General features: G+C 66.9%; 11 protein-coding genes and 2 pseudogenes. 2 read left to right on the top strand and 11 right to left on the bottom strand.

What is annotated here, in order from left to right; translation table 11 throughout:
• Positions 1–59: 59 nt before the first annotated feature.
• Entirely contained in the window at positions 60–1,466 is a 1,407-nt protein-coding gene (gene trmFO / locus FGL25_RS06845) for a methylenetetrahydrofolate--tRNA-(uracil(54)-C(5))-methyltransferase (FADH(2)-oxidizing) TrmFO (protein WP_138141322.1), read from the top strand.
• On the opposite strand, the gene FGL25_RS06840 is transcribed toward trmFO, so the two are convergent.
• Positions 1,463–2,668 (bottom strand): MFS transporter, encoded by a 1,206-nt coding sequence (locus FGL25_RS06840; protein WP_138141321.1) that lies wholly within the window; start codon positions 2,666–2,668, stop codon positions 1,463–1,465. The two genes, trmFO and FGL25_RS06840, sit on opposite strands and share 4 nt — an antisense overlap.
• Before the next feature lie 64 nt (positions 2,669–2,732).
• Between FGL25_RS06840 and FGL25_RS06835 the strand changes: the two genes are divergently transcribed.
• Complete coding sequence (locus FGL25_RS06835) at positions 2,733–3,224, top strand: MarR family winged helix-turn-helix transcriptional regulator (protein ID WP_138141320.1); 492 nt, start codon at positions 2,733–2,735, stop codon at positions 3,222–3,224.
• Here the strand turns inward: FGL25_RS06835 and FGL25_RS06830 are convergent.
• The 10 genes and pseudogenes from FGL25_RS06830 to serS all read right to left on the bottom strand — a co-directional run bounded on the left by FGL25_RS06830 (position 3,221) and on the right by serS (position 12,118).
• A complete protein-coding gene (locus FGL25_RS06830) occupies positions 3,221–3,754 on the bottom strand; it encodes a rhodanese family protein (protein WP_003165254.1) in 534 nt (177 codons plus the stop codon). The two genes, FGL25_RS06835 and FGL25_RS06830, sit on opposite strands and share 4 nt — an antisense overlap.
• Positions 3,755–3,781: 27 nt before the next feature.
• On the bottom strand, positions 3,782–4,099 hold the full coding sequence (locus FGL25_RS06825; protein ID WP_003165255.1) for an ArsR/SmtB family transcription factor: 318 nt from the start codon (positions 4,097–4,099) through the stop codon (positions 3,782–3,784).
• A gap of 65 nt (positions 4,100–4,164) precedes the next feature.
• A complete protein-coding gene (locus tag FGL25_RS06820; RefSeq protein WP_138141319.1) occupies positions 4,165–4,791 on the bottom strand; it encodes a squalene/phytoene synthase family protein in 627 nt (208 codons plus the stop codon).
• 106 nt (positions 4,792–4,897) lie between these two features.
• A complete protein-coding gene (gene secF / locus FGL25_RS06815) occupies positions 4,898–5,890 on the bottom strand; it encodes a protein translocase subunit SecF (RefSeq protein ID WP_088409785.1) in 993 nt (330 codons plus the stop codon).
• Complete coding sequence (secD, locus tag FGL25_RS06810) at positions 5,890–7,488, bottom strand: protein translocase subunit SecD (RefSeq protein ID WP_128720168.1); 1,599 nt, start codon at positions 7,486–7,488, stop codon at positions 5,890–5,892. Before secD ends, secF begins: the two co-directional genes overlap by 1 nt.
• A gap of 48 nt (positions 7,489–7,536) precedes the next feature.
• Complete coding sequence (gene yajC / locus FGL25_RS06805) at positions 7,537–7,851, bottom strand: preprotein translocase subunit YajC (protein WP_046654095.1); 315 nt, start codon at positions 7,849–7,851, stop codon at positions 7,537–7,539.
• Positions 7,852–8,062: 211 nt separating this feature from the next.
• On the bottom strand, positions 8,063–9,100 hold the full coding sequence (locus tag FGL25_RS06800) for a M23 family metallopeptidase (RefSeq protein ID WP_252970067.1): 1,038 nt from the start codon (positions 9,098–9,100) through the stop codon (positions 8,063–8,065).
• Between the two features lie 128 nt (positions 9,101–9,228).
• A pseudogene (locus FGL25_RS06795) lies at positions 9,229–9,874 on the bottom strand (protein-L-isoaspartate(D-aspartate) O-methyltransferase).
• Positions 9,871–10,663, bottom strand: a pseudogene (gene surE / locus FGL25_RS06790) (5'/3'-nucleotidase SurE). Before surE ends, FGL25_RS06795 begins: the two co-directional pseudogenes overlap by 4 nt.
• A gap of 171 nt (positions 10,664–10,834) precedes the next feature.
• Positions 10,835–12,118, bottom strand: a complete 1,284-nt coding sequence (gene serS / locus FGL25_RS06785; protein ID WP_138141318.1) for a serine--tRNA ligase — start codon at positions 12,116–12,118, stop codon at positions 10,835–10,837.
• Positions 12,119–12,178: the final 60 nt, after the last annotated feature.

Genomic DNA, 12,178 nt, shown 5'->3' with positions numbered 1-12,178 from the left:
ACAGCCTTGACCGCACGCCGCTGCATGACAGGCGACGTCCACGAGGCTATTAGGCCGCCATGTCGAACGCGTCTTCCACTCCCCGCCCCATCCACGTCATCGGCGGAGGCCTCGCCGGATCCGAAGCGACCTGGCAGATCGCCCAGGCGGGCGTGCCCGTCATCCTGCACGAAATGCGCCGGGACGAGCCGGAGCAGGTGCGGACCGACGCCCACCACACCACGGGCCTGGCCGAGCTGGTCTGCTCCAACTCCTTCCGGTCGGACGACTGGGAGTTCAACGCCGTCGGCCTGTTGCATGCCGAGATGCGGGCGCTGGACAGCCTGATCATGGCGTCCGGCGACGCCAATCAGGTGCCTGCGGGCGGCGCCCTGGCGGTTGACCGCATCGGCTTTTCGGATGCTGTCACGGCCAAGCTGGAAGCCCATCCCCTCGTGACCATCGTGCGAGAAGAGATCGCGGGCATTCCGCCGGAAGACTGGGACAACGTCATCGTCGCCACCGGCCCGCTGACCTCGCCCGCCCTGGCCGACGCCATCCTGAAGGCCACGGGCGAAGAATCGCTCAGCTTCTTCGACGCCATCGCGCCGATCCTGCATGCCGACAGCATCGACTTCGACGTCGCCTGGCGCCAGTCGCGCTATGACAAGGAAGGCCCCGGCGGCGACAAGGCGGCCTACGTCAACTGCCCGATGGACAAGGCCCAGTACGAAGCCTTCATCGACGCCCTGCTGGACGGCCCCAAGGCCGACTTCAAGGAATGGGAAAACGTCCCCTATTTTGATGGCTGCCTGCCGATCGAGGTCATGGCCGAGCGCGGCCGCGAGACCCTGCGCCACGGCCCGATGAAGCCGGTCGGCCTGACCAATCAGCACAATCCGACGGTCAAGCCCTACGCCATCGTCCAGCTGCGACAGGACAATGCGCTGGGCACCCTGTTCAACATGGTCGGCTTCCAGACCAAGCTGAAGTACGGCGCCCAGACCGACGTCTTCCGCATGATCCCCGGTCTGGAGAACGCCCAGTTCGCGCGCCTGGGGGGGCTGCACCGCAACACCTTCCTGAACAGTCCCAAGCTGCTGGACAAGCAGATGCGGCTGAAGGCCATTCCGCGCCTGCGCTTCGCCGGCCAGGTGACCGGGGTCGAGGGCTATGTCGAGAGCGCGGCCATGGGCCTGCTGACCGGCCGTCTGGCCGCCGCCCAGGCGCTGGGCCGCGATCTGACGCCGCCGCCGCCGGAAACCGCCATGGGCGCCCTGGTCGAACATATCACCGGCGGGCATCTGGAAGGCTCCAAGTTCCAGCCGATGAACATCAACTACGGCCTGCTGCCGCCGCTGGAGGCGCCCAAGGTCGATGAGGACGGCAAGCGCATTCACCCCAAGGAGCGCGGCCGCGCCAAGAAGCGGCTGCAGAGCATCCGCGCGCTGGACGCTCTGAAAGCCTGGCGGGATGCGGCGGCTTAACGCAGCTTCGCGCCGCCGGGCCTGAAGGCCAAGGTCATCAGGGCCATGACGACGAGCCCCAGCCCCATCAGCATCCAGGCCTGGCTTAGGTCCGACAGGCGGTCGCGCAGCAGCCCGGCCGCCAGCGGCGACAGGCTGGCGATGATGTACCCTCCGCCCTGGACGAAGGCGAGAAGATCGCCCGATCGCACCGGGTCGTCGATCTGATCCATGGCCAGGATCAGGGTCAGCGGAAACACCGCCCCGATACCCAGCCCCAGCAGCAGCATGACCGGAACCGCCAGGCTGACCGGCGTCAGCACCAGTCCGGCCAGCCCAACCAGCGCCAGAGCCACCGCCATCAGCATCGGCCCGCGCCGGTCAGGAAAACGGGCGATGAACAGAGACACCAGCACGCCGGCCAACACCTCAGCGCCCGTCATGCCGCTGAGCAGAAAGCCCGCCGTCGCGCGCGTCTGCCCCATGTCGACGTAGTAGGGCGGCAACCAGGCCAGTACGAGCGTATAAGCCGAGGTGCCCAGCCCCAGGATCGGGACCAACGCCCAGGCCCTGGGCTGCTTCCAGAACGGAACCTCGGGGTGGGTTCCTTCGGCTATGGCCGCGCGGTTCGGCTCTTCAGCCGCCGGGACGCGCGAGGCGACGATCCAGACAACGGCCGCCAGAAAGGCCGGGACCGCCCACAACGCCAGGGCTCCAGCCCAGCCGACCGCCTCGGCCAGTCCCGCCGCCGTCGCCGCCGCCACGGCGGCGCCGCCCATGATGCCGGTCGTATAGACGCCCATGACCGTGCCGAAACGCGTCGGAAAAGCCCGTTTGACGACCACGGGCGCCAGGGCCTGAATCAGGGCCACCCCGATGCCGACCACCACGGCGCTGGCGATCAGACCAGCTGTCCCGTCAAAGACCGCACGCGCCAGGCAGGCCAAGCCGATCAGGACGGCGCCCAACAGGACGCCCTTGCGCTCGCCCAGCCGTCGCCGCAGCGGACGGATCGACAAGGCGCCGACGCCGATCATCGCCACCGGCAAGGTGGTCAGCAGGCTGGCCGTGGTCGAACCCATGCCGGTCGCCGCTTCGATCAGATCCAGCAGAGGCCCGACCGCCGCCATCGCCGGGCGCAGGTTCAGCGCCAGGGCGAAGATGGCCGCGATCAACACCAGACCCGCGCCGCGCGAAGGTTGCGGGGCGTTCGACTGATCCATCCGAGGTGACTCCGGCTGCGGAAGACGATAATGTCTCGCCATCAAGTATCTTGATGTCAAGACAATGACCGATCGCGCTTCCCGCGCCGCCGCCCAATGGGCGGTCGCGCGTCCCGACCTCGACCTGCTGGCCATGGAGACGCTTGGGCGTCTGCACGAGGCCTCCATTCTGGTGACGCGTGAGCGGCAGGCGCCGCTCTACGCTCGCCACGGGCTTCAGCATGGCGAATTCGATGTTCTGGCCACCCTGCGGCGCGCGCCCTCGCCGGATGGCCTGACGCCGACGGCGCTTTATGAGGCGACGATGATGTCGTCGGGCGGCATGACGGCGCGGCTGGACCGGCTGCAGAAGTCAGGCCTGATCGAGCGCATGCCCCACCCCAGCGACCGCCGCGCCTCCCTGGTCAGGCTGACAGCCAAGGGGTTCGACCTGATCGACACGCTGATGCCGCTGCACATGGCCGAAAGCCAGGCCATGCTGGCCGACCTGTCGCGAGATGAGCAAGCCGCGTTGAGCGCCCTGCTCGCCCGATTGATCGGCGCGCTGGAGCCTTAGGCTCGCTTCATCCGGCGGTTCCAGGGCATCACCGCCAGCAAGCGCGCCATGCCGCAGAAGCCGGTCGCGCCCGCCACGAACAGGCCCGCGCCGACGAAGGCGCTGATCCCCCAGAAACCAGGGTGGACCATAACGCCCAGCGCCCCGCCCAACAGGATCAGGCCGCCCGCCGCCATCTGCACCTGACGCATCAGCTCCAGCGGCTGCTTGCGGTCGGCGACGACCGGCAGGCCCGCCTTCTTCCATCCATCCAGACCGCCCGCCAGAACGTGCGCCGGGCCGTCGATGCGGGCAGCCAGCCGGTCGCAGTTCCCCGCCGTGCGGTTGCCGCTGCGGCACATGAAGATCACGTCGCCGCCGGGCTTGAGGCCCAGATCGGCGCTCTCAAAAGCCGACAGCGGCGCGGCGACGGCGCCGGCAATATGTTCGCGTGCGTGCTCGTCCGGCTCACGAACATCGATCAGAACGGCCTGACCGGCCTTCAGACGGGCGGCGACATCGGCGGGCGTCAGAGAGATCAGCGTATTCATCGTTTTTCCTTAGGAGAGAGGCGGCGCTCAACGCGCCTCGGGCGGGCAGAAAATCTCGGCCAACACCCCGATCACCTTCAGGGCGGCGGGATCGGCTATGCGGTAAAAGACGGCGGTGCCGCTCTTGCGCGTGCTGACCAGACCATCTTCGCGCAGACGCGCCAGATGCTGCGACAGCGCCGATTGCGACAGACCGACCTGTAGATCGGACACTTGCCGTTCGCCCTCGCCGATCTGGCACAGGATCATCAGGCGATGTTCGTTTGACAGGGCCTTCAGCAGGCGGGACGCATCGCCCGCGCTGGCTTGAAAGCGCTCCAGTCCCATACGTTCGAGATCAACCATGGCGCCAATATATGCCATGCTTCTAAATTAGCAATAACTAATATATTGAGATCTAGCGCAATGCGTCAGACACGCCCGCGCAAGACGGCCCAGAACAGGCGCAACCGCTTGAAGGCTTCGGGTTCATCCGCGCGCATCAACGTCGCGGCGGCCACGGCAGGGAAAGCCGCGACGGGCAACGCCCTGAGCATTTGGTTGGCCTCAGCACGCGCGGCTTGGGCCTCATCTGTTCGTCCGGTCTGGGCCAGGCCCCGTAGTCGTCCGGCGACGGTTGCCGACGCCTCATGCCCCTCGCCTGCCAGAATACGCACCGCCGCCTGCATGGGGCCGACATAGAAGGCGTCCAGATCATGTGGCTCGCCATGCACGCGGCCGATATGCGCCTCGATCAGAGCGTCGAACGGCGCCCGCTCCAGGCCATGACGCGTCACCGTCGCCGTCAGGGCCTCCAGCACCGGATGGCCTACGCGGGGCGTGTCGGTGAAGACGCCCTCCATCTGCTCGCCCCACCAGGCGTAGCGCATCTCGGCCAGCAGCGGCTGGGTCACGCGCGTCGGAATGGCCAACAGCTCCGCCTCGAAGGCGTAGAGGGCGATCAGATCGGCCCGCGCCTGTTCGTCTGCGACGAAGCGGCTGGCCAGCCAGCGGTCGAGGTCGGCGGCGCGCACCTGGGCATCAAGATCAACAGTCATGGCGACAGGCCCTTCGACCATTGACGCGCCCGCATCAAGCCCCAGAACGCACACGGCCCGCCTCCCTTGCGGAAGACGGGCCGTGGTTCAGTTTCCGGCGACGCCCTTACGGACGGCTGGCCATGCCCAGCTTGACCGGAGTCGTATCGGCCTTGCCGCCGCCGCTGCGATCCACGCCCCACAGCAGGATGATCGGCGCGCCCACATAGATGGACGAGAAGGTGCCGATCACGACGCCGAAGGCCAGGGTGATCGAGAAGCCGCGCAGGGCCTCGCCGCCGAAGACGGCCAGGACGATCAGCACGATCACGGTCGTCAGGCCGGTGATGATGGTTCGCGACAGGGTCTCGTTGATCGACAGGTCGATCACCTCACGCAGAGGCATGACCTTGTACTTGCGCAGGTTCTCCCGCAGGCGGTCGAACACGACGACGGTGTCGTTCATCGAATAGCCGATGACCGTCAGCAGGGCCGCGACCAGGTTCAGGCTGAACTCCATCCGCAAGGCGACGATCAGGCCGAAGGTCAACGCCACGTCGTGCAGCAGGCCTGCCACGGCGCCGATGCCGAACTGCCAGGGGAAGCGGAAGGCGATGTAGAGGAACATCAGCACCACGGCCACCAGCAGGGCCATCACCCCATTGCCCAGCAGTTCGCCCGAAACCTTGGAGCCCACGACGCTGACGCCCGAATAGGCGACGTCGCCGACCGCTTCGCTGATCGCGCCCTCGACCTTCTGAACGACGGCCGTCTGGTCTTCGTTATCGGGCACCTGGAAGCGGACGATGGCGGTCGAACCGTCGTCCAGGTTGTTGTCGCGTCGCGCAATGCCCTGCACCTGGACATCGCCCAGATCCAGACCACTGACGGCGCCGCGAAGCTTGTCCAGCTCCAGCGTCTGACCTGCGGGCTTGGCGACTTCCATCGAGGCGCCGCCCCGGAAGTCGATGCCCAGGTTCAGGCCAGGATAGAAGCAGCCGATGATCGCCGCCACCGTCAGGATCGCCGACAGAACGGCGAAGCCCTTGGCGTATTTTACGAACTGGAAGTTCGTCTTGTGCGGCAGCAGTTTGATAAGAGGCCAACCCTTCATCGACATCACTCCGCGATCGGCAGTTTCTTCGGCTTGGCGATCTTGAGCCAATAGCCGAGCAGGACTTGGGCCGTCAGCACCGAAGAGAAGACGGAGGTGAAGACGCCGATGGTCAGGGTCCAGGCGAAGCCGCGCACGGGACCGGCACCGAACATGAACATGATCAACGCGGCCACCAGGGTGGTCAGGTTGGCGTCGATGATGGTGCCCATGGCGCGGTTGAAGCCCGCGTCCATCGACGCCACCACGGAACGTCCCTGACGCGCCTCGTCGCGCATCCGCTCATAGATCAGCACGTTGGCGTCAACGGCCACGGCGAAGGTCAGGATCAGACCGGCGATCCCCGGCAGCGTCAGCGTGGCCTGGGTCAGCGACATGGCCGCGACGATCAGGATGCCGTTCAGGATCAGGCCGATCACGGAAATGCCGCCGAACAGGAAGCCGTAGGCCAGGATCATGAAGATCACGATGACCGCGAAGCCCAGGGCGGTCGACAACGCGCCCGCAGCCACGGCGTCGGCGCCCAGCTCGGCGGTGACGACACGACGTTCCTCGACCTTCAGCGGCGCCGGAAGGGCGCCCCCGTTCAGCAGATTCACCAGCTCAGACGCCGAAGCGATGGTGAAGTTGCCAGTGATCTGACCTCGCCCGCCGGTGATCGGCGACTGGATGGTCGGGGCCGAAATGACCTTGCCGTCCAGGATGATGGCGAAGGGCTTGCCGAGGTTCTGGGCCGTCGCCTCGCCGAAACGACGCGAGCCCTGGCTGTCGAACTGGAAGTCGATGGCCGGGCGGTTGTTCTGATCGGCGCCGACGCCGGCGCGGGTCAGGTTCTCGCCCGAGACCAGGATGCGGCGCTTGACCAGATAGGGAGTGCCAAGATCGTCGACCAACAATTCTGCGTCGGGCGGCACGCGGCCGGCCAGGGCGTCGTTCAGCCCCGTCGGCGAGGTGTCGACCATCTGGAAGGTCAGTTGAGCCGTACGACCCACCAGACGCTCCAGCTCCGCCGGATCGCTCTGGCCCGGCGCCTGGATGACGATGCGGTCCGCACCCTGGCGGGTGATGGCAATTTCCTTGGTCCCCGAGCTGTCCAGACGACGGCGCACGACTTCAATCGATTGATCGACGGCGGTCGCGCCCATGCTGGCCAGAGCCGCGTCGGTGAAGGCGTAGCGGATACGGCCGCCGCCCAGCTTGGTCGCCACGCGGTCCGGCTGACCGGTCGGGCCGACGCCCTGCTGGGCCATGGTGCGCAGGGTGTTGAAGGCCGTGTCATAGGCCGCGCCCTCGGCGACGGTCACGACGACGCCGCCTGCTTCGCGCTGCATGCCCATGATGTTGACCTGGTCTTCCCGCAGGGAAACCCGAACGTCTTCCATCAGGTTGGAGATGCGCTTGGTGCGCATCTCGGGCACATCGACCTCGAGCAGGAGGTAGGAGCCCCCCTGAAGGTCCAGGCCCAAGTTCAAGCCATTGCTGGGCAGCCAGCTCGGCAGAGCTTCGCGCTGCGCCGGCGACAGCACGCTCGGATAGGCCAGGAACAACCCGAGGACGAGCGACAGCGCGACCAGGGTGATTTTCCAGCGTGAAAGCTGAATCATGTCTCGGTTCTCTTCAGGGCCGGCGCGCGCCGCGCCGAGGCGAGGCTATCAGCCCTTGTCGTTGGCGGCGATGGCGGTGCGGTTGCGCACCTCGGCGATCATCGCCTTGACCACGCGGACGTTCACGCCCTGCGAGATCTCGACCATGGCCTCGGCGTCCTCGACGCGGGTGACCTTGCCGACCATGCCGTTCGACAAGACGACTTCGTCGCCGCGCTTGACGCTGGCGATCAGAGCCTGATGCGCCTTCATCCGCTTTTGCTGCGGGCGGATCATCAGGAAGTAGAACAGGATGAAGATCGCGACGATCGGCGCGATCTGGATGACAAGGGCCATCAGGCCGCCGTCTTGGGTTGCAGTCATTGGAAACTCCCCGACGCGGGCCGCGCCTTCATCGGGGGCCCTTCGAAAAACAAGGCGCGGAACCTAGGGCGCGCCGGGCCGATTTGCAACGCGACGCAATGACAAGAGCATCCGGGCGTCGCCGCCCGGACACGTCTTTTCACACAATCAGCGCGGAAGAACCGTCAGCGGATCCAGAGCGACCGGATCATCGCCGCGCATCTGACGCACTTCATAATGGATCGACGGACGCCCCATCGCCCGCCGTCAGACCCACCGTGCCGATGGCTTGACCGGCCCGAACCTGAGCCCCGTCGCGCACCGTGGCCGAGCCCAGATGCCCGTAAACCGTGCGCCATCCGTCGCGGTGGACGATCAGGACCGTCAGCCCCTGCCCCACGATATCGTCGCCGACGTAGGCCACCGTGCCGTCGGCCGAGGCCTTGACCTCGGTTCCGGCCGAAGCGCCGATGTTGATGCCGTTGTTACGCTCGCCCATGCCCACCGGGCCGAAACGGCGTAGAATATCCCCCCGCACCGGCCATTGCAGGGCCAGCGGTTGACCGACCGCCGTCGACGGCGGGCGCGACGGCGCAGCCGCGGCAGGCGGCGTGGCGGGCGTGCGCGACGGCGGCGGCAGGGGCGCATTGCCGCTGGGCGGCGGCGGCGGCGGCGGCGCGACGCCGTTGTTCGGCGTCCTCACCCCGACGGGCGACGGCCCCGTGGCGTAAGGATCGGCGCCCGCGTCCACCGCGCTGTCCGGCAGGATGATCCGTTGTCCCGCAGAGATCGCGCCGCGCGGCCCCAGGCCGTTCAGGTCGATCAAGATCTGCACAGGCGTACGGAAACGACGCCCCACGCCCGAGATGGTGTCGCCCGTTTGAATCACATAGGTCGCGCCCGGCATAGCCGGATTACCCGCAGCGGGCGGCGGCGTCACCGTGATCGGCGTTCCGGTCGAGGGATAGGCAGGACCGCCCGCAGGGGGCAGGCCGCCGCCTTCGATATTGCCGGCCGGCGCGCGCGGTCCTTCCTGGATCGGCGGTTGAGCTGGCTGCTGCGGCTGCGTCGCCGGCCCTTGGTAATAGGGATTGTTCGGATAGGCGCCGGGCTGCTGGCCCTGGGGTTGCCCCGACTGTTGCGGATAACCCCCCGCCCCCATCGGCCGGGTCGAGTAGCGCGGCTCGTTCGGATAGGTCGAACACGCCGTCACCGCCAGCGCCCCGCCGACGACCGCCGCCGCCCTGATCCAGCCTGTGAAGCCGCTCATGCGTCTCTCCGTATTAACCTTGTTCAGCATTCAGAAGCCGGTTTGCCCCGACCCGTGGCCGAATCCAACCCGGCAACCCGCGCGAAAGTGGGGCGGAAAAGGTTAATGGAGCGGTGAGATTTCGCCCCTCACCCTTCTTTCGCCGTCCCTTCGACCAGGGGAACGAAGCGGACCTCGCACAGGCTTTCCCGCTGGAAACTGCCGTCGGGCTGGCCGGTGTAGCGGTTCAGCATCTGCACCGAGGTGCGTCCCACCGGCGCGACCAGGACGCCGCCCGGCTTCAGTTGCTTCAGCAGTTCCGTCGGCTCATGCGGCGAGGCCGCCGTGACCATGATCCGGTCGAACGGCGCCTGCTCCGGCCAACCCTGTCCGCCGTCGCCGTGGCGAGTGAAGACATTATCGATCCCAAGGATTTTCCAATCGGTTCTCAGCCTCATTTAAGAGGCTCTTGTAACGCTCGACCGAATAGACGAAGCGCGCCATGCGGCTGAGAACCGCGCACTGATAGCCGCTGCCGGTGCCGATCTCTAGCACGCGATGGCGCGGCTGAACGTCCAGCGCCTGGGTCATCAGGCCGACGATGAAGGGCTGGCTGATCGTCTGGGCGCAGTCGATCGGCAGGGCCTGATCCTCCCACGCCTGATCGAGGAATTTCTCATGGACGAAGACGGCGCGGTCGATGGACTCCATCGCCTTCAGAACCCGCGCGTCCGTCACCCCCTGACGCCGCAGCGACAGGATCAATCGGCCCGCGCGGTCGTCCTTGAGACTCATTTTTCCTGCGGCCCCTTGGGCGGGGCGCCGCCCAGCACCTTCTTCAGATCGTTGACCGACGGCATGTGCGTCAGATCGATGTGCAGCGGCGTGACCGAGATGCGGCCCTCGTCCATCGCGCGCAGGTCGGTGCCGTCGGCGTGCTCCTGCGGCGCGCCGCGGAAGGCCATCCAGTAGTAGTCGCGGCCGCGCAGGTCCGTGCGGCGGATGGCGTGCATCTCGCCGATGTCGCGGAAGCCCTGTCGCGTCACCTCGACCGTCTTGACCAGTTCCGGCGGCAGGCGCGGGAAGTTGACGTTCATGACCACGCCCTCCCCCCATTTCTGCTCCAGCAGGCGTGCGACGATGCCGGGACCGAAGGCCTCGGCCGTTTCCCAATGAGCGATCGCTTCGTCGTGGAACCGCTCCAGCGACTGCGACAAGGCGATGGAGCGGATGCCGAAGGCCATGCCCTGAAGAGCGCCCCGCCACCGTGCCGGAATAGCTGACGTCCTCGCCCACGTTGTGGCCGCGATTGACGCCCGACAGCACCAGATCAGGCTTCTCGGGCATGATGTCGTTGACGGCCAGGATGACGCAGTCGGTCGGGGTGCCGGTCACAGCGAACCGCTTGTCGCCCAGTTGATTGACGCGCAGCGGCTCGGTCAGGGTGATGCCCCGCCCCTTGGCCGACTGCTCGGTCTGCGGCGCGACGACCCAGACGTCGTCCGACAGGGCGCGGGCGATCTTTTCCAGACAGGCCAGGCCCTCGGCCTCGATGCCGTCGTCGTTGGTGAGGAGGATACGCATCAGGCTTCCTTCCCCCCTTGCGGGAGAAGGTGGCTGGCGAAGCCAGACGGATGAGGGGTCGAACCCCGGCCGGTAATCATGTCGTCTGAACTCGCCACTAGCATCTTCTGTCTGAGCAACCCCTCATCCGAGCCGCTGCGCGGCCCACCTTCTCCCACAAGGGGAGAAGGATCAGCCCACCTGTTTCAATCCGCCCATATAGGGCTGCAGGGCGGCCGGAACCGCGATGGTCCCGTCCTCCTGCTGATAGTTTTCCATCACCGCGACCAGGGTGCGGCCGACCGCCAGACCCGAACCGTTCAGAGTGTGCAGGAACTCGGTCTTCTTCTCGCCCGCGCGCTTGAACCGGGCGTCCATGCGCCGGGCCTGGAAGTCGCCGCAGTTCGAGCAGGAGCTGATCTCGCGATAGGTGTTCTGCGACGGCAGCCAGACCTCGAGGTCATAGGTCTTCTGCGCCGCAAAGCCCATGTCGCCCTTGCACAGCAACACCTTGCGATAGGGCAGCTCCAGCGCTTGAAGAACCGCCTCGGCGCAGCCGGTCATGCGTTCATGCTCGGCCTCGGAATCCTCCGGGCGGCAGATGGAGACCATCTCGACCTTGGAGAACTGATGCTGGCGGATCAGGCCGCGCGTATCGCGCCCCGCCGAACCGGCCTCGGCTCGGAAACAGGGCGTCAGGGCGGTCAAGCGCATGGGCTCCGCCACCTCGTCCTCGGACAGGATCTGCTCGCGCACGAGGTTGGTCAGGGAGACTTCGGCGGTGGGGATGAGCAGATGCTCGCCCGCGCGGAATAGGTCTTCCTCAAACTTCGGCAACTGGCCGGTGCCGAACATGGCGTCGTCCTTGACCATGTAGGGCGGCGCGACTTCCTGATACCCGTGCTTGTCCGTCTGCAGGTCCAGCATGAACTGACCGATGGCGCGTTCCAGACGCGCCAGATGGCCCTTCAGCACGGCGAAGCGCGAACCGGACATCTTGGCGGCAGCCTCGAAGTCCAGCAGGCCCAGCGCCTCGCCCAGATCGGCGTGGCCCTTGGCCGGCCCCGTCGTGCGCGGCACGCCCCACTTCACGACTTCGACGTTGTCGTTTTCATCCTCGCCGTCCGGCACATTGGCAGCGGCTAGGTTCTTCAATCCGGCCAGCAGGTCGCGCAGTTCAGCGCCTTTAGCGGTCTCGGCGTCGCCCGCATCGGCGATTTCGCCCTTGAGGGCCTCGACCTCGGCCTTCAGGCGGTCGGCCTCGGCCATGTCCTTCTTGCCCATGGCGGCGCCGATAGCCTTGGAGGCGGCGTTGCGCTTGGCCAGGGCGTCCTGACCGCGCGTCTGGGCGGCGCGCAGGTCGACATCCAGCGCCAGAATGCGCGCGACCACATCGGCGGCGTCATCCACGCCGCGCGACGACCAGCCTGCGACGAAGGCTTCGGGATTGTCGCGAATGGCTCGGATATCGTGCATGGCGTCGCTCTTTCGGCGCTCAAGGAAGGGAGAGCCGAAGGCTGTAGCGCCCCGCGCGGA

The sequence above is a fragment of the Brevundimonas vancanneytii genome, from assembly GCF_901421975.1.
GTDB lineage: Bacteria > Pseudomonadota > Alphaproteobacteria > Caulobacterales > Caulobacteraceae > Brevundimonas > Brevundimonas diminuta.
This window is presented reverse-complemented; position numbering and strand designations above follow the sequence as displayed.

Bases quoted from the DNA above. Each gene is read 5' to 3' on its own strand.
- trmFO (WP_138141322.1), top strand. From the start codon at position 60: ATGTCGAACGCGTCTTCCACTCCCCGCCCCATCCACGTCATCGGCGGA.
- FGL25_RS06840 (WP_138141321.1), bottom strand. From the start codon at position 2,668: ATGGATCAGTCGAACGCCCCGCAACCTTCGCGCGGCGCGGGTCTGGTG.
- FGL25_RS06835 (WP_138141320.1), top strand. From the start codon at position 2,733: ATGACCGATCGCGCTTCCCGCGCCGCCGCCCAATGGGCGGTCGCGCGT.
- FGL25_RS06830 (WP_003165254.1), bottom strand. From the start codon at position 3,754: ATGAATACGCTGATCTCTCTGACGCCCGCCGATGTCGCCGCCCGTCTG.
- FGL25_RS06825 (WP_003165255.1), bottom strand. From the start codon at position 4,099: ATGGTTGATCTCGAACGTATGGGACTGGAGCGCTTTCAAGCCAGCGCG.
- FGL25_RS06820 (WP_138141319.1), bottom strand. From the start codon at position 4,791: ATGACTGTTGATCTTGATGCCCAGGTGCGCGCCGCCGACCTCGACCGC.
- secF (WP_088409785.1), bottom strand. From the start codon at position 5,890: ATGTCGATGAAGGGTTGGCCTCTTATCAAACTGCTGCCGCACAAGACG.
- secD (WP_128720168.1), bottom strand. From the start codon at position 7,488: ATGATTCAGCTTTCACGCTGGAAAATCACCCTGGTCGCGCTGTCGCTC.
- yajC (WP_046654095.1), bottom strand. From the start codon at position 7,851: ATGACTGCAACCCAAGACGGCGGCCTGATGGCCCTTGTCATCCAGATC.
- FGL25_RS06800 (WP_252970067.1), bottom strand. From the start codon at position 9,100: ATGAGCGGCTTCACAGGCTGGATCAGGGCGGCGGCGGTCGTCGGCGGG.
- serS (WP_138141318.1), bottom strand. From the start codon at position 12,118: ATGCACGATATCCGAGCCATTCGCGACAATCCCGAAGCCTTCGTCGCA.